This window comes from Pseudomonas alcaligenes (assembly GCF_014490745.1).
GTDB lineage: Bacteria > Pseudomonadota > Gammaproteobacteria > Pseudomonadales > Pseudomonadaceae > Aquipseudomonas > Aquipseudomonas alcaligenes_C.
The window spans coordinates 1,619,212-1,640,567 of sequence record NZ_LZEU01000001.1; the positions used below are offsets into that span (position 1 = coordinate 1,619,212).

Annotated in this window: 17 protein-coding genes, 1 tRNA gene and 1 pseudogene; 14 read left to right on the top strand and 5 right to left on the bottom strand. The window is 62.9% G+C overall.

The features are described 5' to 3' along the window. Positions 1-38: 38 nt before the first annotated feature. The 4 genes from A9179_RS07235 to A9179_RS07250 are packed head-to-tail and all read right to left on the bottom strand — an operon-like array spanning position 39 to position 3,545. Positions 39-779 (bottom strand): YciK family oxidoreductase, encoded by a 741-nt coding sequence (locus A9179_RS07235; RefSeq protein ID WP_187805154.1) that lies wholly within the window; start codon positions 777-779, stop codon positions 39-41. 28 nt (positions 780-807) lie between these two features. Beyond that, positions 808-1,479, bottom strand: coding sequence for an N-acetylmuramic acid 6-phosphate phosphatase MupP (mupP, locus tag A9179_RS07240; protein ID WP_187805155.1), 672 nt, complete (start codon positions 1,477-1,479; stop codon positions 808-810). 5 nt (positions 1,480-1,484) lie between these two features. After that, on the bottom strand, positions 1,485-2,183 hold the full coding sequence (ubiG, locus tag A9179_RS07245; protein ID WP_187805156.1) for a bifunctional 2-polyprenyl-6-hydroxyphenol methylase/3-demethylubiquinol 3-O-methyltransferase UbiG: 699 nt from the start codon (positions 2,181-2,183) through the stop codon (positions 1,485-1,487). A 12-nt stretch (positions 2,184-2,195) separates the two neighbouring features. Continuing rightward, entirely contained in the window at positions 2,196-3,545 is a 1,350-nt protein-coding gene (locus tag A9179_RS07250) for a TRZ/ATZ family hydrolase (protein ID WP_187805157.1), read from the bottom strand. Positions 3,546-3,651: 106 nt separating this feature from the next. On the opposite strand from A9179_RS07250, the gene mtnA reads away from it, so the two are divergent. The 14 genes and pseudogenes from mtnA (at position 3,652) to A9179_RS07320 (ending at position 21,142) form a co-directional block, all read left to right on the top strand. Further along, on the top strand, positions 3,652-4,731 hold the full coding sequence (mtnA, locus tag A9179_RS07255; RefSeq protein WP_187805158.1) for an S-methyl-5-thioribose-1-phosphate isomerase: 1,080 nt from the start codon (positions 3,652-3,654) through the stop codon (positions 4,729-4,731). 223 nt (positions 4,732-4,954) lie between these two features. Next, a complete protein-coding gene (gene gyrA / locus A9179_RS07260) occupies positions 4,955-7,723 on the top strand; it encodes a DNA gyrase subunit A (RefSeq protein WP_187805159.1) in 2,769 nt (922 codons plus the stop codon). A gap of 7 nt (positions 7,724-7,730) precedes the next feature. After that, on the top strand, positions 7,731-8,816 hold the full coding sequence (gene serC, locus A9179_RS07265; protein WP_187805160.1) for a 3-phosphoserine/phosphohydroxythreonine transaminase: 1,086 nt from the start codon (positions 7,731-7,733) through the stop codon (positions 8,814-8,816). Next, positions 8,816-9,913, top strand: a complete 1,098-nt coding sequence (gene pheA, locus A9179_RS07270; RefSeq protein WP_187805161.1) for a prephenate dehydratase — start codon at positions 8,816-8,818, stop codon at positions 9,911-9,913. The genes serC and pheA overlap by 1 nt, the downstream gene beginning before the upstream one ends. A 57-nt stretch (positions 9,914-9,970) precedes the next feature. Beyond that, complete coding sequence (gene hisC, locus A9179_RS07275; protein WP_187805162.1) at positions 9,971-11,083, top strand: histidinol-phosphate transaminase; 1,113 nt, start codon at positions 9,971-9,973, stop codon at positions 11,081-11,083. Next, positions 11,076-13,313, top strand: a complete 2,238-nt coding sequence (locus A9179_RS07280; RefSeq protein ID WP_187805163.1) for a bifunctional prephenate dehydrogenase/3-phosphoshikimate 1-carboxyvinyltransferase — start codon at positions 11,076-11,078, stop codon at positions 13,311-13,313. Before hisC ends, A9179_RS07280 begins: the two co-directional genes overlap by 8 nt. Further along, on the top strand, positions 13,310-13,975 hold the full coding sequence (gene cmk / locus A9179_RS07285; RefSeq protein ID WP_187805164.1) for a (d)CMP kinase: 666 nt from the start codon (positions 13,310-13,312) through the stop codon (positions 13,973-13,975). The genes A9179_RS07280 and cmk overlap by 4 nt, the downstream gene beginning before the upstream one ends. 142 nt (positions 13,976-14,117) lie before the next feature. Further along, complete coding sequence (rpsA, locus tag A9179_RS07290) at positions 14,118-15,797, top strand: 30S ribosomal protein S1 (RefSeq protein WP_187805165.1); 1,680 nt, start codon at positions 14,118-14,120, stop codon at positions 15,795-15,797. Positions 15,798-15,977: 180 nt separating this feature from the next. Continuing rightward, on the top strand, positions 15,978-16,262 hold the full coding sequence (gene ihfB / locus A9179_RS07295) for an integration host factor subunit beta (protein ID WP_183088548.1): 285 nt from the start codon (positions 15,978-15,980) through the stop codon (positions 16,260-16,262). Positions 16,263-16,291: 29 nt separating this feature from the next. Next, positions 16,292-16,576, top strand: a complete 285-nt coding sequence (locus A9179_RS07300) for a lipopolysaccharide assembly protein LapA domain-containing protein (protein ID WP_187805166.1) — start codon at positions 16,292-16,294, stop codon at positions 16,574-16,576. Between the two features lie 123 nt (positions 16,577-16,699). Next, complete coding sequence (locus tag A9179_RS07305) at positions 16,700-17,665, top strand: UDP-glucose 4-epimerase family protein (protein WP_187805167.1); 966 nt, start codon at positions 16,700-16,702, stop codon at positions 17,663-17,665. Beyond that, positions 17,665-18,674 (top strand): annotated as a pseudogene (locus A9179_RS07310) (MraY family glycosyltransferase). Before A9179_RS07305 ends, A9179_RS07310 begins: the two are co-directional and overlap by 1 nt. A 48-nt stretch (positions 18,675-18,722) precedes the next feature. After that, positions 18,723-20,723: a polysaccharide biosynthesis protein gene (locus tag A9179_RS07315; RefSeq protein WP_187805168.1), complete on the top strand. Its 2,001-nt coding sequence runs from the start codon at positions 18,723-18,725 to the stop codon at positions 20,721-20,723. Between the two features lie 83 nt (positions 20,724-20,806). Then, complete coding sequence (locus tag A9179_RS07320; protein WP_187805169.1) at positions 20,807-21,142, top strand: ComEA family DNA-binding protein; 336 nt, start codon at positions 20,807-20,809, stop codon at positions 21,140-21,142. Between the two features lie 133 nt (positions 21,143-21,275). Here the strand turns inward: A9179_RS07320 and A9179_RS07325 are convergent. After that, a tRNA-Asn gene (locus tag A9179_RS07325) sits at positions 21,276-21,351 on the bottom strand. Between the last annotated feature and the right edge of the window lie 5 nt (positions 21,352-21,356).

A 21,356-nucleotide genomic window follows, 5' to 3' on the forward strand; every position in this document is an offset into this window, starting at 1 on the left:
GGCCGCCGGAAAACCGGCGGTTGCCCAGTGACCGGCCTTCACTGGGCGTCGAAGGCCTGGCCGTTGCGGCCCTTGCTGTCCGGGCCCATCAGGTACAGATAGACCGGCATGATGGCGGCGGGCTCCGGGTTGTTCGCCGGATTCTCGCCGGGGTAGGCCTGGGCGCGCATGTCGGTGCGGGTGGCGCCGGGGTTGACGCTGTTGGCGCGCACGTTGCTGACGCCTTCGACTTCGTCGGCCAGGGTCTGCATCAGGCCCTCGGTGGCGAATTTGGACACCCCGTAGGCGCCCCAGTAGGCGCGGCCCTTGCGGCCGACGCTGCTGGAGGTGAATACCACCGAGGCGTCATCGGACAGCTTGAGCAGCGGCAGCAGGGTGCTGGTGAGCATGAACATGGCGTTGACGTTGACCTGCATGACGCGCATGAAGTTGTCGCCGGACAGCTGCTCCAGCGGGGTGCGCGGGCCGATGATCGAGGCGTTGTGCAGCAGGCCGTCGAGCTTGCCGAACTCGCTTTCGAGCATGGCGGCCAGTTCGTCGTACTGGTGCGGCAGGGCGGTTTCCAGGTTGAACGGGATCACTGCGGCCTGCGGGTGGCCGGCAGCCTCGATCTCGTCATACACCTGGCTCAGGCTGGCTTCGGTCTTGCCCAGCAGCAGCACGGTGGCGCCGTGAGCGGCATAGGCCTTGGCGGCGGCGGCGCCGATGCCGCGGCCGGCGCCGGTGACCAGGATCACTCGGCCTTGCAGCAGGTCGGGGCGGGCGGTGTAGTCGAACATGGCGAAATCTCTTTGTTGCGGAATCGGATCAGCAGCTGCACAGGGCGCGGTCGAGCACGCCGCGCAGCTCCAGGGGATGGTTCACCACCACGTCGGCGCCCCAGTGGCGCGGGTTGTCGTCGGGGTGGATGTAGCCGTAGGTGACCGCTGCGGTCTTGCAGCCGGCGGCGCGGCCGGCCTCGATATCACGGGCATCGTCGCCGACGAACAGCACTTCGCCCGGTTCGACGCCGATCTGCTGGCAGGCCAGCAGAAGCATCTCCGGATCCGGCTTGCTGCGGCTGACGTGGTCGGGGCAGACCAGCACGGCCGAGCGTTCGGCCAGGCCGAGCTGCTGCATGATCGGTGCGGCAAAGCGTTCCGGCTTGTTGGTGGCCACGCCCCAGATCAGCTTGGCCTGCTCGATGTCGGCGAGCAGTTCGGCCATGCCCTCGAACGGCCGGCTGAGCACTGCACAGTGCTGCTGGTAGCGCTCGAGGAACTCCAGGCGCAGGGCCTCGAAGCCTTCGGCTTCGCTATCCATGGCGAAGGTGGCAGCAACCATGGCGCGGGCGCCGCCGGAAATCTGGTCGCGGATCTGCTTGTCCAGCACCGCCGGCATGCCGCGGTCGGCGAGCATGGCCTGGCACACGGCGATGAAGTCCGGCGCGGTGTCCAGCAGGGTGCCGTCCATGTCGAAGAGTACTGCTCGCAAACGCATGCGCCTTACTCCTCGCGCAGGGTCTGGATCATGTAGTTGACGTCCACGTCCGCGGCCAGCTTGTAGTGCTTGGTCAGCGGGTTGTAGGTCAGGCCGATGATGTCCTTGACGGTCAGGCCGGCGGCACGGCTCCAGGCGCCCAGTTCGGAAGGACGGATGAATTTCTTGAAATCGTGGGTGCCGCGCGGCAGCAGGCGCATCACGTACTCGGCGCCGACGATGGCGAACAGGTAGGCCTTGGGATTGCGGTTGATGGTGGAGAAGAACACCTGGCCGCCGGGCTTGACCATGCGGTAGCAGGCGCGGATCACCGAGGACGGGTCGGGCACGTGCTCGAGCATTTCCAGGCAGGTGACCACGTCGAACTGGCCGGGCATTTCCTCGGCCAGGGCCTCGGCGGTGATCTGCCGGTATTCGACGTTCACCCCGGACTCCAGCTGGTGCAGCTGGGCTACCGCCAGCGGCGCTTCGCCCATGTCGATGCCGGTCACGGTGGCGCCGCGCTGGGCCATGGCTTCGCTGAGGATGCCGCCGCCGCAGCCGACGTCGAGCACCTTCTTGCCGGCCAGGCCGACGCGTTCGTCGATCCAGTTGACCCGCAGCGGGTTGATGTCGTGCAGCGGCTTGAACTCGCTCTCGCGATCCCACCAGCGGTGGGCGAGGGCTTCGAATTTGGCGATTTCGGCGTGGTCGACGTTACTCATGGGGGCATTCCTTCAAAGCGATTCGGTGGCACTGCCAGTCTTGCTGGCGATGCGCGCGCCCCAGGCACGCGCAGTGGCGATGATGTGGCCTTCGTCCAGGCGCGTCAGGCGGCCCTGGTCGAGCAGTTGCTTGCCGCCGACCCACAGGTGCTGCACGCAGCTGCGACTGCCGGCGTAGATCAGTTGCGAAACCGGGTCGTAGACCGGTTGCTGGGCCAGGCCGGAGAGGTCGAAGGCGACCAGGTCGGCCAGCTTGCCCAGCTCCAGCGAGCCGGTGTCAGCATCCAGGCCGAGGGCGCGGGCGCCGTTGAGGGTGGCCATGCGCAGGGCGCTGTGGGCATCCAGGGCGGTGGCGCTGCCGGCCACGGCCTTGGCCAGCAGGGCGGCGGTACGGGTTTCGCCAAGCAGGTCGAGGTCGTTGTTGCTGGCCGCGCCGTCGGTGCCGATGGCGACGTTGACGCCGGCCTGCCAGAGCTTCTCCACCGGGCAGAAACCGCTGGCCAGCTTGAGGTTGGACTCCGGGCAGTGGATTACGCTGCTGTTGCTTTCTACCAGCAGGGCCACGTCCGCGTCGCTGATCTGGGTCATGTGCACGGCCTGGAAGCGCGGGCCGAGCAGGCCCAGGTTGGCCAGCCGCTGCAGCGGGCGCATGCCGTGCTGTTCCAGACTCTGCTGCACTTCGAAGGCGGTCTCATGCACGTGCATATGAATGCCGGCATCCAGTTCCTCGGCGAGCATGCGCACGTTTTCCAGCTTGTCGTCGCTGACCGAGTAGGGCGCATGCGGGCCGAAGGCGACCTTGATCCGCGGGTGTTGCTTGAGGTCGTCGAACAGGCGCAGGCCCTTGCGCAGGGCTTCTTCGGCATCGCGCGCGCCGGGCGTGGGGAAATCCAGCACCGGAATGGTCAGCTGGGCGCGGATGCCGCTGGCGTGCACCAGTTCGCTGGCCACTTCCGGGAAGAAGTACATGTCGGAGAAGCAGCTGATGCCGCCCTTGAGTTGCTCGGCGATGGCCAGCTCGGTGCCGGCGCGGACGAAGGCTTCGTCGACCCACTTGGCCTCGGCCGGCCAGATGTGCTCCTGCAACCAGCTCATCAGTGGCAGGTCGTCGGCCAGGCCGCGGAACAGGGTCATCGCCGCATGGCCGTGGGCATTGACCAGGCCGGGGGTGAGGACGCAGTCTGGCAGCTCGCGTATTTCAGTAGCCGGATGGCGCAGGGCCTCGGCGCGCGGTGCGATCAGGACAATGCGCCCGTCGCGGATGCCCAGCCCGTGCTCGCGCAGAACCACGCCGGCAGGCTCGACCGGCACCAGCCAGGTGGGCAGCAGCAGCAGGTCGAGCGGGGCGCTGGGGTTGGGCATGGCGAGCCATCCTCGGGTATTTTGGCAGTGGCGCAGTATACCCGAGCACCTGAATGCTCGGCTCGCTATAATCCGCGGCTTTTCGTTTCTGCAGGTGGGGTGTGTCATGCGCGAGCAATTGCTGGCGGCTGAGAAGGTGAAAGCCATTGAATGGCGGGATGGCACGTTGTACCTGCTCGACCAGCGCCTGCTGCCGCAGCAGGAAGTGTGGCTGGCCTACGACAGTGCGGCCGAAGTGGCCGACGCCATCCGTGACATGGTGGTGCGCGGCGCGCCGGCCATTGGCATCGCTGCCGCCTACGGCCTGGTGCTGGGCGTGCGGGCGCGTCTGGCCGAAGGTGATGCCGACTGGCAGGTGGCGCTGGAAGAGGACTTCACCGTGCTGGGGGAGTCGCGGCCGACCGCGGTCAACCTGTTCTGGGCTTTGGAGCGCATGCGCGAGCGTCTGCAGCGCCTGAAGGCCGGTGATGACGCCCTGGCCCTGCTGGAGGCCGAGGCGATCGGCATCCACCAGAGCGATCGCGAGGCCAACCTGACCATGGCCCAGCTCGGCATGGAGCTGATCCGTCGTCATCAGGGCAATCCGCAGAACATCCTCACTCACTGCAATACCGGCGCCCTGGCCACCGGCGGCTTCGGCACCGCGCTGGGGGTGATCCGCGCCGCCTATCTCGAGGGGCTGGTCGAGCGGGTCTACGCCGACGAGACCCGGCCCTGGCTGCAGGGCTCGCGCCTGACCGCTTGGGAGCTGCTGGGCGAAGGCGTGCCGGTGACCCTGAATGCCGACTCCGCTGCCGCGCACCTGATGAAGACCCGTGGCATCACCTGGGTCATAGTCGGTGCCGACCGCATCACCGCCAATGGCGATGTGGCCAACAAGATCGGTACCTATCAGCTGGCGGTCAATGCCATGCACCACGGCGTGCGCTTCATGGTGGTGGCGCCCAGTTCGACCATCGACATGGGCTTGGAGAGCGGTGACGACATTCCCATCGAAGAGCGTGACGGGCGCGAGCTGCTGGAAGTGGGTGGGCGTCGCGTCGCCGCCGATGTCGAGGCCTTCAATCCGGTGTTCGATGTCACTCCGGCTGACCTGATCGACGCCATCGTCACCGAAAAAGGCATAGTCGAGCGGCCGGATGCAGCGAAAATGGCGCAACTCATGTGCCGCAAGCGCCTGCATTGAGCCCGGCTGCGGGCTGCCCGGCGGGGTAGGTCTGCACGGGTGACTGTGGTAAGCTCCGGCAGTTCTCAGGCGGCCTCGCGAAGGCCGCTTAAATAGCGCGAATTGTTTGCTTAACTCGTTGATTTGTCGTGAGTCGCTACTCCAGTGAGTGGCTGCGACGGACTCCAGTCTTGCCCAGGAAGGGTATGACGGGGTTTCACCAGAATAAGGAACCAGGCTTCTCATGGGCGAACTGGCCAAAGAAATCCTCCCGGTCAATATCGAAGACGAGCTGAAACAGTCCTACCTCGACTACGCGATGAGCGTGATCGTCGGGCGTGCCCTGCCGGATGCGCGCGATGGTCTGAAGCCGGTGCACCGTCGCGTGCTCTACGCCATGAGCGAGCTGGGCAACGACTGGAACAAGGCCTACAAGAAGTCCGCCCGCGTGGTCGGTGACGTGATCGGTAAATACCACCCGCACGGCGACACGGCTGTCTACGACACCATCGTGCGTATGGCCCAGCCTTTCTCCCTGCGCTACATGCTGGTCGACGGCCAGGGCAACTTCGGTTCGGTGGACGGCGACAACGCTGCGGCCATGCGTTACACCGAAGTGCGCATGGCCAAGCTGGCTCACGAGCTGCTGGCCGACCTGGACAAGGAAACCGTCGACTGGGTGCCCAACTACGACGGCACCGAGCAGATCCCGGCGGTCATGCCGACCAAGATCCCCAATCTGCTGGTCAACGGTTCCAGCGGTATCGCCGTGGGCATGGCGACCAACATTCCGCCGCACAACCTCTCCGAAGTGATCGACGGCTGCCTGGCGCTGATCGACAACCCCGAGCTGACCGTCGACGACCTGATGCAGTACATCCCGGGGCCGGACTTCCCGACCGCGGGCATCATCAACGGTCGCGCCGGCATCATCGAGGCCTATCGTACCGGCCGTGGCCGCATCTATATGCGTGCCCGTGCCACGATTGAGGACATGGAGAAGGGCGGCAACCGCCAGCAGATCATCGTCACCGAGCTGCCCTACCAGCTGAACAAGGCGCGTCTGATCGAGAAGATCGCCGAGCTGGTCAAGGAGAAGAAGCTCGAAGGCATCACCGAGCTGCGCGACGAGTCCGACAAGGACGGTATGCGCGTGGTCATCGAGCTGCGCCGTGGCGAAGTGGGCGAGGTAGTCCTGAACAACCTCTACGCCCAGACCCAGATGCAGAGCGTGTTCGGCATCAACGTGGTGGCGCTGGTCGACGGCCAGCCGAAGACCATGAACCTCAAGGACATGCTCGAAGTGTTCGTCCGTCACCGCCGCGAAGTGGTGACCCGGCGTACCGTCTACGAGCTGCGCAAGGCCCGCGAGCGCGGTCACATCCTTGAAGGCCAGGCCGTAGCCCTGTCCAACATCGACCCGGTGATCGAGCTGATCAAGACCTCGCCGACCCCGGCCGATGCCAAGGATCGCCTGATCGCCACCGCCTGGGAATCCAGTGCCGTGGAGGCCATGGTCGAACGCGCCGGCGCCGATTCCTGCCGCCCGGAAGACCTCGATCCGCAATACGGCCTGCGCGAAGGCAAGTACTACCTGTCGCCGGAGCAGGCCCAGGCCATCCTCGAGCTGCGCCTGCACCGCCTGACCGGCCTGGAGCACGAGAAGCTGCTGGCCGAGTACCAGGAGATTCTCGTCCAGATCGGCGAGCTGATCCGCATCCTGACCAGCCCCGAGCGCCTGATGGAAGTCATCCGCGAGGAGCTGGAGAAGGTCAAGGCCGAGTTCGGCGATGCCCGCCGCACCGAGATCATGGCTTCGCAGATGGATCTGACCATCGCCGACCTGATCACCGAGGAAGAGCGCGTCGTCACCATCTCCCACGGCGGCTACGCCAAGTCCCAGCCGCTGGCGGCCTACCAGGCCCAGCGTCGCGGTGGCAAGGGCAAGTCGGCTACCGGGGTGAAGGACGAGGACTACGTCGAGCACCTGCTGGTCGCCAACAGTCACGCCACCCTGTTGCTGTTCTCCAGCAAGGGCAAGGTCTACTGGCTGCGTACCTTCGAAATCCCGGAAGCTTCGCGCACTGCCCGTGGCCGTCCGCTGGTCAACCTGCTGCCGCTGGACGAAGGTGAGCGTATCACCGCCATGCTGCAGATCGACCTGGAAGCGCTGCAGCGCGAGGCTGGCGACGAGGAAGAACTCGACGAGGCCGAGGGCGTGGTGCTCGAGGGTGAAGTGGTCGAGGCGGAAGTCGAGGAAGTCGAAGGCGACACCCCGGAACTGGTGGCCGAGCCTACCGGCGCCTACATCTTCATGGCCACCGCCTTCGGTACCGTGAAGAAGACCCCGCTGGTGCAGTTCAGCAAGCCGCGTTCCAGCGGCCTGATTGCCCTGCGTCTGGACGAGGGCGACACCCTGATTGCCGCTGCCATCACCGACGGCGCCAAGGAAGTCATGCTGTTCTCCAGCGCCGGCAAGGTGATCCGCTTTGCCGAGAGCATGGTGCGCATCATGGGCCGTACCGCCCGTGGTGTGCGCGGCATGCGCCTGGGCAAGGAACAGCAGCTGATCTCCATGCTGATTCCGGAATCCGGCTCGCAGATCCTTACCGCCTCGGAGCGCGGCTTCGGCAAGCGCACCGGCCTGGGCAAGTTCCCGCGTCGCGGTCGTGGCGGCCAGGGCGTGATCGCCATGGTGATCAACGAGCGTAACGGCAAGCTGGTAGGCGCGATCCAGGTGCAGGATGGTGAGGAGATCATGCTGATCTCCGACCAAGGCACCCTGGTACGTACCCGTGTCGACGAGGTTTCCAACTCCGGCCGTAACACCCAGGGTGTGACCCTGATCAAGCTGGCCAAGGACGAAACCCTGGTCGGCCTGGAGCGGGTACAGGAGCCGTCCGGTGTAGACGAGGATGAGCTGGAAACGCTGCAAGGCGAAGCCGTAGAGCAGAACGAAGAAGTGGTAGCCGACGCCGAAGCAGGCGCGGAGACCAGCAACAGCGAAGAGTGAGATTGACGTGAGCAAGCGAGCCCATAACTTCTGCGCCGGCCCGGCCGCGCTCCCCACTGCCGTTCTCGAACGTGCCCAGGCCGAAATGCTCGACTGGCAGGGCAAGGGCCTGTCCGTGATGGAGATGAGTCACCGCAGTGACGAGTACGTGGCCATCGCCGAGAAGGCCGAGCAAGATCTGCGCGACCTGCTGAGCATTCCGAGCGACTACAAGGTGCTGTTCCTGCAGGGGGGCGCCAGCCAGCAGTTCGCCGAGATTCCGCTCAACCTGCTGCCGGAAGACGGCGTGGCCGACTATATCGAGACCGGCATCTGGTCGAAGAAGGCCATCGAGGAAGCGCAGCGCTACGGTCGCATCAATGTGGCCGCCAGTGCCAAGGGCTACGACTACTTCGCCATTCCCGGGCAGAACGAGTGGCAGCTGTCGAAAGACGCCGCCTATGTGCACTACGCCAGCAACGAAACCATCGGCGGCCTGCAGTTCGACTGGATTCCCGAAGTGGGCGACACCCCGCTGGTGGTGGACATGTCCTCGGATATCCTCTCCCGCGAGATCGATGTCTCCAAGTTCGGCCTGATCTACGCCGGCGCGCAGAAGAACATCGGCCCGAGCGGCCTGGTGGTTGCCATCATTCGCGAAGACCTGCTCGGCCGCGCCCGCAGCGTCTGCCCGACCATGCTCAACTACAAGATCGCCGCCGATAACGGCTCCATGTACAACACCCCGGCGACCTATTCCTGGTACCTCTCCGGCCTGGTCTTTGAGTGGCTCAAGGAGCAGGGCGGCGTGGCGGCCATGGAACAGCGCAACAAGGCCAAGAAAGACCTGCTGTACAAGGCCATCGATGCCAGCGACTTCTACACCAACCCGATCGCGCACAATGCCCGTTCGTGGATGAACGTGCCGTTCCGCCTGGCCGACGAGAAGCTGGACAAGGCCTTCCTGGCTGGTGCCGACGCCCGCGGCCTGCTCAACCTGAAAGGCCACCGTTCGGTGGGCGGCATGCGTGCCTCCATCTACAACGCCACCGGCCTGGATGCCGTCGAGGCTCTGGTGGCCTACATGGCCGAGTTCGAGAAGGAGCACGGCTGATGAGCGACGCCGATCAGCTCAAGGCGCTGCGGGTTCGCATCGACAGCCTCGACGAGAAGATCCTCGAGCTGATCAGCGAGCGCGCGCGCTGCGCCCAGGACGTGGCGCGGGTGAAGATGGCTTCCTTGCCGGAAGGCGAGAAGCCGGTGTTCTACCGCCCCGAGCGCGAAGCCTGGGTGCTCAAGCACATCATGGAACTGAACAAGGGGCCGCTGGACAACGAGGAGGTAGCGCGGCTGTTCCGCGAAATCATGTCCTCCTGTCTGGCCCTCGAGCAGCCGCTGAAGATCGCTTACCTGGGCCCGGAAGGCACCTTCTCCCAGGCCGCGGCGCTCAAGCACTTCGGCCATGCGGTGATCAGTCAGCCGATGGCGGCGATCGACGAAGTGTTCCGCGAAGTGGCCGCCGGTGCGGTCAACTTCGGCGTGGTGCCGGTGGAGAACTCCACCGAGGGTGCGGTCAACCACACCCTCGACAGCTTCCTCGAGCACGACATGGTCATCTGTGGCGAGGTGGAGCTGCGCATCCACCATCACCTGCTGGTGGGTGACACCACCAAGACCGACAAGATCACCCGTATCTATTCCCACGCCCAGTCCCTGGCCCAGTGCCGCAAGTGGCTGGACGCGCACTACCCGAACGTCGAGCGCGTGGCTGTCTCCAGCAACGCCGACGCAGCCAAGCGGGTGAAGAGCGAGTGGAACAGTGCAGCGATCGCCGGCGACATGGCAGCCAACCTGTATGGCCTGACCAAGCTGCAGGAGAAGATCGAGGATCGCCCGGACAACTCCACGCGCTTCCTCATCATCGGCAGCCAGGAAGTGCCGCCAACCGGCGACGACAAGACCTCGGTGATCGTCTCCATGCGCAACAAGCCGGGTGCGCTGCACGAGCTGCTGGTGCCGTTCCATACCAACGGCATCGACCTGACCCGCATCGAGACCCGTCCGTCGCGCAGTGGCAAGTGGACCTATGTGTTCTTCATCGACTTCATCGGTCACCACCAGGATCCGCTGATCAAGGACGTGCTGGAAAAGATCAATGGCGAAGCCGTGGCGCTGAAAGTGCTGGGCTCCTATCCGAAAGCGGTACTTTGATAACAGCCGCAAGCCGCGAGTGCTCTGACTTGCGGCTTGCCGCGTGAGGCTTGAGCTATGTCCTGTGATTTCCTCGCCCTGGCCGTACCGGGCGTGCAGAAACTGTCGCCCTACGTACCGGGCAAGCCGGTGGATGAACTGGCCCGTGAGCTGAACCTCGACCCGGCCGGCATCGTCAAGCTGGCCAGCAACGAGAACCCGCTGGGCCCGTCGCCCAAGGCGCTGGAGGCGATCCGCGCCGAACTGGCCGAACTGACCCGCTACCCGGACGGCAACGGCTTCGAACTCAAGCAGAAACTGGCCGCCCGCTGCGGCGTGAGCCCGGCCCAGGTGACTCTGGGTAACGGCTCCAACGATATCCTCGACCTGGTCGCCCGCGCCTGGCTGGCGCCGGGGCTGAACGCCGTGTTCAGTCAGTACGCTTTCGCCGTGTACCCGATCGCCACCCAGGCCGTCGGTGCCCAGGGCAAGGCGGTGCCGGCCAAGGATCATGGTCACGACCTGGAAGCCATGCTGGCGGCCATCGACGCCAACACCCGCGTGGTGTTCGTCGCCAACCCGAATAACCCGACCGGCACCTGGTTTGGCCCTGATGCGCTGGAGCGTTTCCTGTCCCGCGTACCGCAGGACGTGCTGGTGGTGCTGGACGAGGCCTATATCGAGTACGCCGAAGGCGACGAGCTGCCGGATGGCCTCGACTACCTGGCGCGCTACCCGAACCTGCTGGTTTCGCGCACCTTCTCCAAGGCCTACGGCCTGGCCTCGCTGCGCGTCGGTTATGCGCTGAGCTCGCCGCAGGTGGCCGATGTGCTCAATCGCGTGCGTGCGCCGTTCAACGTCAACAGCCTGGCCCTGAGCGCCGCCTGTGCGGCGCTGGACGATGCCGACTACCTGGCCGAGAGCCGCCGGGTCAACGATGCCGGCATGGCGCAGCTGGAGGCCGGCTTTGCCGCGCTGGGGCTGCGCTGGATTCCGAGCAAGGGCAACTTCATCGCCGTCGACTTCGCCCGCGATGCCGCGCCGATCAACCAGGCGCTGCTGCAGGCCGGGGTGATCGTGCGCCCGGTGGCCGGTTACGGCATGCCGACCTTCCTGCGCGTGTCCATCGGCACCCAGGCGGAAAACGCCCGTTTCCTGGATTCCCTGGGGCAGGTGTTGGCTCGTGGCTGATCTGCCTCAGCAGGCCGTAGCCGTGTCGGGTCGCCTGGTGGTCATCGGCCTCGGCCTGATTGGCGGCTCGTTTGCCAAGGGTGTGCGCGAGAAGGGCCTGTTCAGCGAGGTGGTCGGGGTCGACCTGGACGCCGAGTCGCGCCGCCTGGCAGTGGAGCTGGGCGTGGTCGATCGCTGTGAAACCGATCTGGCGGCCGCCTGTCAGGGGGCTGCGGTGATCCAGCTGGCGGTGCCTATCCTGGCCATGGAAAAGCTGCTGGCGCAGCTGGCCAAGCTCGATCTGGGCGACGCCGTGCTCACTGATGTCGGCAGTGCCAAGGGCAATGTGGTGCGTGCGGCGCGCCTGGCCTTTAGCGGTGACAATCCGCGCTTCGTACCGGGCCATCCGATTGCCGGCTCCGAGCAGAGCGGGGTAGAGGCTGCCAATGCCAGCCTGTTCCGCCGCCACAAGGTGATCCTGACGCCGCTGGAATCGACCGATACCGCCGCTCTGGCTCTGGTTGACGGGCTGTGGCGTGCGCTGGGTGCGGATGTCGAGCACATGCAGGTCGAACACCACGACCAGGTACTCGCTGCCACCAGTCATCTGCCGCACCTGCTGGCCTTTACCCTGGTGGATTCGCTGGCCAAGCGCAGCGAGAACCTGGAGATTTTCCGTTACGCCGCTGGCGGTTTCCGCGATTTCACGCGGATCGCCGGCAGTGATCCGGTGATGTGGCACGACATCTTTCTCGCCAACCGCGAGTCGGTGCTGCGCACCCTGGACGCATTTCGCGACGACCTCGACGCCTTGCGCGGCGCGGTCGACGCAGGGGACGGGCATCAGTTGCTGGGCGTGTTCACCCGCGCCCGCTTCGCCCGCGAGCATTTCAGCAAAATCCTGGCCCGTCGGGCCTATGTGGACGCCATGCACTCGAACGACCTGATCTACCTCGCCAACCCCGGTGGCTCGCTCTCCGGCCGTATCCGCGTACCGGGCGACAAGTCCATTTCGCACCGCTCGATCATGCTCGGCTCGCTGGCCGAAGGCACCACTGAGGTGGAGGGCTTCCTCGAAGGCGAGGACGCCCTGGCGACCCTGCAGGCGTTCCGCGACATGGGCGTGGTGATCGAAGGTCCGCACCACGGCAAGGTCACCGTGCATGGTGTTGGTCTGCATGGCCTGAAGCCGCCGCCCGGCCCGCTCTACTTGGGTAACTCCGGTACTTCCATGCGTCTGCTTTCCGGCCTGCTGGCTGCGCAGCCGTTCGATACCGTGCTGACCGGCGACGCCTCGCTGTCTAAACGCCCGATGAACCGCGTGGCCAAGCCGCTGCGCGAGATGGGCGCGGTGATCGAGACGGCTGCCGAAGGTCGCCCGCCCATGCATATCAAGGGTGGCCAGCGCCTGACCGGCATGAGCTACGAAATGCCGATGGCCAGTGCCCAGGTCAAATCCTGCCTGCTGCTGGCCGGCCTGTATGCCGCTGGCGAGACCGCGGTGACCGAGCCGGCGCCGACCCGCGACCATACCGAGCGCATGCTGCGCGGCTTCGGCTATCCGGTGGCGGTCGACGGTAATGTCGCCCGCGTCGAATCCGGCCACAAGCTCAGCGCCACCCATATCGAGGTGCCGGCGGATATTTCCTCGGCGGCCTTCTTCCTGGTGGCGGCGAGCATCGCCGAAGGTTCGGAACTGGTGCTGGAGCATGTCGGCATCAACCCGACCCGCACCGGCGTGATCGACATTCTCAAGCTGATGGGGGCCGATATCAGCCTGGAAAACCAGCGCGAAGTCGGTGGCGAGCCGGTCGCGGACATTCGCGTACGTGCGGCCAAGCTCAAGGGCATCGATATCCCCGAAGATCTGGTGCCGCTGGCCATCGACGAATTCCCGGTGCTGTTCGTTGCCGCCGCCTGTGCCGAGGGGCGCACCGTGCTGCGTGGCGCGGAAGAGCTGCGGGTCAAGGAATCCGACCGTATCCAGGTGATGGCCGATGGCCTGATTGCCCTGGGCGTGAAGGCCGAGCCTACCCCGGACGGCATCATTATCGAGGGCGGCGCCTTTGGCGGTGGCGAAGTCTGGAGCCACGGCGACCACCGCATCGCCATGTCCTTCAGCGTCGCTTCGCTGCGTGCCGGTGCGCCGATCCGTATTCATGACTGCGCCAACGTCGCCACTTCCTTCCCCAACTTCCTCGGCCTGGCGGCCCAGGTTGGTATCCGCGTAGCGGAGGAGGGCAAGGCATGAGCGCTGTAGTCATCACCATCGACGGGCCGAGCGGCTCGGGCAAGGGCACCATCGCCGGCCTGCTGGCTGCCAAGCTGGGCTGGAACCTGCTGGACTCCGGCGCGCTGTATCGCCTGCTGGCTTTTGCCGCGCGCAATCACGGCATCGACCTGACCAACGAAGAAGCGCTGAAAACCCTGGCCGCCCATCTGGACGTGCAGTTCATCGACAAGCGCATCATCCTCGAGGGCGACGAGGTCACCGACGATATCCGCAACGAGCAGGTCGGTGCCGGGGCTTCCCAGGTCGCGGCCCTGCCCGCGGTACGTGAAGCGCTGCTGCAGCGTCAGCGTGCCTTCCGCGAAGCGCCCGGGCTGGTGGCCGATGGTCGCGACATGGGAACCGTGGTGTTTCCAGAGGCGCCGCTGAAGATCTACCTGACCGCCAGTGCCGAGGAACGCGCCCGTCGTCGCTACCTGCAGTTGAAAGGCAAAGTGGAAGGTGTTAGCCTGCCGAGTCTGCTAGACGAGATTCGTGCGCGTGATGAGCGCGACATGCAGCGTGCGGTGGCTCCGTTGAAGCCGGCAGTCGATGCCATTCAGCTGGACTCCACCGAGCTGACCATCGAGCAGGTACTGGAAAGAATTCTCGGCGAGGTCGCCAATCGCGACCTGGCAGGGTAAGCAAGACCGCAATCTCGCGGTCGACAAGGAGGCGTGCGGGAGACCAGTCATAGTCCCGCAGGCCTCTTTTTACATGAACGAACCCACATTGTCTGGAATGTGGTTTGGGCAGATTCCCTGCCCTTGATCGACAGGAATCAACATGAGCGAAAGCTTTGCAGAACTTTTTGAAGAAAGCCTGAAATCCCTCGACATGCAGCCGGGTGCCATCATCACCGGCATCGTGGTCGACATCGACGGTGACTGGGTCACCGTACATGCCGGCCTGAAGTCCGAGGGCGTCATCCCGCTCGACCAGTTCTTCAACGAACAAGGCGAGCTGACCATCAAGGTCGGTGACGAAGTCCACGTTGCGCTGGACGCAGTGGAAGACGGCTTCGGTGAAACCAAGCTGTCCCGCGAGAAAGCCAAGCGTGCCGAGTCCTGGCTGGTTCTGGAAGCCGCTTTCAATGCTGAGGAAGTGGTCAAGGGCGTTATCAACGGCAAGGTCAAAGGCGGCTTCACCGTTGACGTCAACGGCATCCGCGCATTCCTGCCGGGCTCCCTGGTCGATGTCCGTCCGGTGCGTGATACCACTCACCTGGAAGGCAAAGAGCTGGAGTTCAAGGTCATCAAGCTGGATCAGAAGCGCAACAACGTTGTCGTTTCCCGTCGCAGCGTCCTGGAAGCGGAAAACAGCGCCGAGCGCGAAGCTCTGCTGGAATCCCTGCAGGAAGGCCAGCAGGTCAAAGGTATCGTCAAGAACCTCACCGACTACGGTGCGTTCGTTGACCTGGGTGGCGTCGATGGTCTGCTGCACATCACCGACATGGCCTGGAAGCGCATCAAGCACCCGTCCGAGATCGTTAACGTTGGCGACGAGATCGACGTCAAGGTTCTCAAGTACGACCGCGAGCGCAACCGCGTTTCCCTGGGTCTGAAGCAACTGGGCGAAGACCCATGGGTTGCCATCAAGGCTCGTTACCCGGAAGGCACCCGCGTGACTGCGCGCGTTACCAACCTGACCGACTACGGCTGCTTCGCTGAGCTGGAAGAAGGTGTTGAAGGTCTGGTGCACGTATCCGAGATGGATTGGACCAACAAGAACATCCACCCGTCCAAAGTCGTTCAGGTTGGCGACGAAGTGGAAGTTCAGGTTCTCGACATCGACGAAGAGCGTCGTCGTATCTCCCTGGGCATCAAGCAGTGCAAGTCGAACCCGTGGGAAGACTTCTCCGGCCAGTTCAACAAGGGCGACAAGATCTCCGGCACCATCAAGTCGATCACCGATTTCGGTATCTTCATTGGTCTGGACGGCGGCATCGACGGTCTGGTTCACCTGTCCGACATCTCCTGGAACGAAGTCGGCGAAGAAGCCGTACGTCGCTTCAAGAAGGGCGACGAGCTGGAAACCGTCATCCTCTCCGTTGATCCGGAGCGCGAGCGCATCTCCCTGGGCATCAAGCAGCTGGAAGACGATCCGTTCTCCAACTACGCCTCCCTGAACGAGAAAGGCACCATCGTGCGCGGTACCGTCAAGGAAGTGGACGCCAAAGGCGCTGTTATCAGCCTGGGCGGCGATATCGAAGGCATCCTGAAGGCCTCCGAAATCAGCCGTGACCGCGTTGAAGACGCCCGTAACGTGCTGAAAGAAGGCGACGAAGTCGAAGCCAAGATCATCAGCATCGACCGCAAGTCCCGCGTGATCAGCCTGTCCGTCAAGTCCAAAGACGTCGAAGACGAAAAGGATGCGATGAAAGAGCTGCGCACCAAGCAGGAAAGCGAAAGCACCGGTCCGACCACCATTGGTGATCTGATCCGTGCACAGATGAACCAGAACTAAGTTCCGGTAAATCAGAAAAAGGGCGACTTCGGTCGCCCTTTTTCGTTTCTGCGCTTTCTCTCGGCGGATCATGGGCTTATCCGACGATTCCAGCTTGACAGGTGGGCTATTCAAATGCGGGTGGGCGTGCTAAAACACCGCTAGCAGTTGATCTAGCCGCTTGAAAAAGAAGGGAAAACCATGACCAAGTCGGAGTTGATCGAGCGTATTGTCGGCCATCAGGGGCTGCTTTCGTCCAAGGATGTGGAGTTGGCGATCAAGACCATGCTGGAGCAGATGTCGCAGGCTCTGGCCACTGGCGATCGCATCGAAATACGCGGTTTCGGCAGTTTTTCGCTGCACTATCGTGCGCCGCGGGTGGGGCGTAATCCGAAGACTGGCGAGTCGGTGCGTCTGGACGGCAAGTTCGTCCCGCATTTCAAGCCGGGCAAGGAACTGCGTGACCGGGTCAATGAAGATGAGTGATTGGGCGCAGGGCTCGCGGGGAGCTGCCCATGCTGCTTAACCTCAAGCGCCTGCTGCTGGTGCTGTGCTTGCTGCTTGCCGGCGTGGCGGTGCTGGTCTTCGTTCTGCAAAACCGTCAACCGGCCCATCTTGTTTTTCTTGGCTGGCCAACTGCAGAGTTGCCGGTTGCTGTCTTGATGTCGATAGCTTTCATTATTGGCGCTATGTTTGCCTTTTCGATCAATTTTTGGCTCATTGCCCGCTTGCGTTTGCATATTGCTCGGCAACAGCGTGAATTACAGTCTTTGCGCACTCAGGGGCGTGGCGAGCAGTAACTTTTCATTTGGTCTTTCTGATTCCCGCTCTCACGGCTCTGGCTTATCCCCATTTGGGCCGGCTCGGTGTCTTACTTCTTGGTTGATCTCCATGTCGCTGTTGCGGCTGATGGGGAGGTATTGATGCGTGTATTGGTAACCGGGGCCAGCGGATTTGTTGGCAATGCTTTGCTTCGGCAGCTAGCCGGGCGAACAGATGTTCAGTTGCTGGCAGGTGTGCGTGATCTGAACAGCCTGCCGGCGGAATCACCAGGTGAACCCCTTGTGCTGGGAGATCTGGCGCGGGGGGAGATTGATCCTCATGTGCTTGCAGGGGTCGGCGTTGTGGTGCACGCGGCTGCGCGTGTGCATGTGATGCAAGAGGTAGCTGCCGAGCCTCTTGAGGAGTTCCGTGCTGTCAATTTACATGGCACGTTGAGGTTGGCTCGGGCAGCATCTCAGGCTGGAGTGGCGCGTTTCATTTTTCTCAGCTCGATAAAGGTGAATGGCGAGGAAACTGCACCTGGGTGCCCTTTTACTGCGGATGACATACCGGCTCCCCTTGATCCTTATGGCGTCTCCAAGCTGGAGGCCGAGCAGGCATTGCTGGAGTTGGCGCAGGCTAGTGGCATGCAGGTTGTCATCATCCGTCCCCCGCTTATTTATGGGCCTGGGGTGCGCGCCAATTTCCGCAGTATGCTGCGTTGGCTAAATGCCGGTGTGCCCCTGCCTTTGGGGGGGATTAATAACCGGCGCAGTTTGGTGGCTCTGCCTAATCTGCTCGATTTATTGAGTGTCTGCCTCAAGCATCCGGCGGCGGCCAACCAGGTATTCCTGGTTAGTGATGGAGAGGATCTCTCTACGAGTGAGTTGCTACGGCGTCTGGCATTCGCTCTGCACAAGCCTTCGCGCTTGCTACCTGTCCCTCAGGGCGCATTGCGCCTGATGGCTGTTTTGTTGGGAAAGGGGGCGCTAGGGCGGCGTCTATGTGGTTCTCTGCAGGTAAGTATCGACAAGACCACGGCGCGCCTGGGTTGGGTGCCGTTACTCTCATGCAATGAAGCTTTGAAGCAGACTGCTTTGTCATTCCTAGAGCAAGAATCCAAATGATGGCTCTGCTTGTACCGATGATTTTTGTGCTGGTGTTAGCGCTCACTTGGTTGCTGCGTCGCTATGCCTTATCGCGCAATGTGCTGGATGTGCCCAATCAACGTAGTTCTCATACGCAGCCAACCCCACGGGGTGGTGGGCTGGCGATAGTTCTGGGTTTTTCCCTGGCTGTGCTTGTTTTGTGTTGTTCTGGCTTTTTGCCCCTGCAAAATCTGTGGGCGTTTCTGGGGGCGGGAGGTCTGGTGGCTGCCGTTGGTTTTATCGATGACCATAGCCCTATTGCTCCGCGCTGGCGTCTTATGGCTCATTTTCTGGCGGCGGCTTTGGGGTTGATTGGCTTGGGTGGAGTCCCTGTTCTGCGACTCTTCAGTTCTACCTTCGATCTTGGTTGGTTGGGCTATGTTCTAGCTCTATTCGGTCTGGTCTGGCTGCTCAATTTATATAACTTCATGGATGGCATTGACGGGATTGCTGGGGTCGAGGCGGTCACCGTTAGCCTTTCTGGTGCACTGATCTTCGTGCTGCTGGGGCATGCGGAGGCAGCACTCTTGCCTGTCTTGTTAGCGGCGGCGAGTGCAGGTTTTCTGTACTGGAATTTTCCTCCTGCGCGTATTTTTATGGGTGATGCGGGGAGTGGCTACCTAGGGCTCATGCTAGGTCTTCTGGCACTGTGGGCAGCTTTCGATGAGCCGCAATTGCTATGGGCGTGGTTGATCTTGCTTGGCGTATTTGTTGTCGATGCTACGCTGACGCTCGCACGTCGTTTGGGGCGAGGAGAAAGAGTTCATGAGGCGCACCGTAGCCATGCTTATCAATATGCTTCTCGTCACTATGGGCGTCATTTGCCAGTGACTGTGGGGGTGGCGCTCATCAATATGTTCTGGCTGCTACCTATTGCATGTTGGGTGGCGCTTGGGGGGGGGGGGGGGGGGGGGGGGTAGTGGGGGTCTTGCTGGCTTATGCCCCACTTATATGTTTGGCAGTGCGCTTCAGGGCAGGGCTTGTGTAGTAAGAAGGCGGTGTGGGGTTGTTTTTAAAAGTAAAAGCGAGAGCCGGTATGGGGTTTCTTACATTGCGTACCTGGTTACTAGGTTGGCCGCGCCAATATAAGCGCCTGGTTCAAGTGGTGGCCGATGTGGTCATCACTTGGCTGGCTCTGTGGTCGGCCTTTCTGATTCGCCTGGGGGCGGATAATCTGGTCAATCCCTTGGGTAGCCACATGTGGCTGTTCGTGGCTGCGCCGCTGATCGCCATTCCCATCTATATCCGTCAGGGCATGTATCGGGCGGTGCTGCGCTATTTGGGTAATGATGCGCTGTTCACCATCTTTCGCTCAGTCAGCATTTCCGCGCTGTTGCTGGCCCTGCTGGTGTATTGGCATCGGGATGTGCCAGCGGTCGTGCCGCGCTCGCTGGTGTTCAACTACTGGTGGCTGAGTCTGTTGATGGTTGGCGGATTGCGCCTGCTGATGCGTCAGTACTTCATGGGCGACTGGTTCCAGGTGCGCCAGGCCATGAGCTTTTCCGGTGGCGGAGAAAGCCTGCCGCGGGTGGCTGTCTATGGTGCCGGTACGGCGGGCAATCAGCTGGTGGCGGCACTACGAGTAGGGCGTGCGATGCGCCCGGTGGCCTTCATCGATGATGATCCGGAGCTTTCGTCGCGAGTGATCGCCGGTCTTAAAGTGTTTGCGCCGGCCAATATCCCGAGATTGATCGACGAGACCGGGGCCGAGGAAATTCTGCTGGCCATCCCCTCGGCAAGTCGCGGGCGGCGCAAGGAAATCCTGCAATTTCTCGAAGGCTTTCCGCTGCACATTCGTACCGTGCCGGACATTCTCGATCTGGCCAGTGGGCGGGTGGCGGTCGAGGATATCCAGGAAGTGGAAATCGCCGACCTGCTTGGGCGCGATCCTGTTCCGCCACAGGCCGAGCTGCTCGAGCGCTGCATTCGCGGTCAGGTGGTGATGGTCACCGGGGCGGGTGGCTCGATCGGGGCCGAGCTGTGCCGGCAGATTCTGGGTTGTTCGCCCAGGGTCGTGGTGCTGCTGGAACAGAGCGAGTTCAACCTTTACAGCATTCATGCCGAGCTGGAGGCCATGGCTCGGCATCGGGCGCTATCGGTGCGCCTGGTGCCGGTGCTGGGCTCCGTGCGCAGTCAGGCGCAGATGCAAGGCGTCATGCGTACCTGGGGGGTGAATACGGTTTACCACGCGGCGGCCTACAAGCATGTGCCGATGGTGGAGCACAACATCGCCGAAGGCATCCTCAACAATGTCATGGGCACCCTGCATACCGCCCAGGCGGCGCTCAAGGCCGGAGTGGAGCATTTCGTGCTGATCTCCACCGACAAGGCGGTGCGTCCCACCAATGTCATGGGGGGGAGCAAGCGCCTGGCCGAGATGGTGCTGCAGGCTCTCAGTGCGGAGCTGGCGCCGGTGCTGCTGGGTGATGGTGCCGCGCTGCATCAGGTCAACAAGACGCGCTTCACCATGGTGCGCTTCGGCAACGTGCTCGGTTCGTCCGGTTCGGTCATTCCCCTGTTCCGCGAGCAGATTCGCCGAGGCGAGGCGGTGACGGTGACTCATCCGGCCATTACCCGCTACTTCATGACCATTCCCGAGGCGGCCCAGTTGGTGATTCAGGCCGGCTCCATGGGGCAGGGTGGCGATGTGTTCGTTCTCGACATGGGGCAGCCGGTGAAGATCCTCGACCTGGCCGAGAAGATGATTCATCTCTCTGGACTCAGTGTGCGCTCGGACAGTAATCCCCATGGCGATATCGCCATCGAGTTCACCGGCCTGCGCCCTGGCGAGAAACTGTACGAGGAGCTGCTCATCGGTGATGGGGTCAGTCCTACCAGTCATTCGATGATCATGCGTGCCAGCGAAGAGTTTCTGCCCTGGGAGAGTCTGAAAGCCGCTCTGCTGGAGTTGCTGGCTGCTGTCGAGGCGGATGATTACGATCGGGTGCGTCAGCTCTTGCGCCAGACCGTCAGCGGCTACAGCCCGGAGGGCGAGATCGTCGACTGGATCCATGTGCGGCGGCGCACAGAACACTGAGGGCGTTTTTGACACTCCGCGGTTAGCGGCTAGCTTGAGTGTGTGGCGAGGAATGCCACATCCCACTGCACAAGGAGTTTCACATGCTCAAGTCCAAGCTGTCCGCCCTGCTATTCGCCTGCCTGACCAGTCTGTCCGTTGCTGCCGTTGCCGCAGAGTCCGTTCCCGCTACCGCGCCTGCTCCGGTTGAAGCTGCGCCAGCCTCTTCTGCTGCAGAGGTTGGCAAGGTCAATCTCAACAGCGCTGATGCGGCTGCTCTGGAGAGCGGTCTGGTGGGGATTGGCAAGGTCAAGGCTCAGGCCATTGTCGATTACCGTAGTGCCAATGGCCCGTTTGCCTCCGTTGACGAGTTGCTGGAGGTCAAGGGAATCGGAGCGGCGACCCTGGAGAAGAATCGCGACCGGCTGAGCGTCAACTGAGCCTAGTCAGCTGCTAGCGAAACGAGCCGGTCACTGACCGGCTTTTTCATTTCTGTCGAGCGTGCTTTGGTCGGGGTGAAGGCTCAGTGGGCAATAAAAAAGCCCCAGGTTTTCACCTGGGGCTTTCCGAATTTGGCTCCGCGACCTGGACTCGAACCAGGGACCCAATGATTAACAGTCATTTGCTCTACCGACTGAGCTATCGCGGAACTGC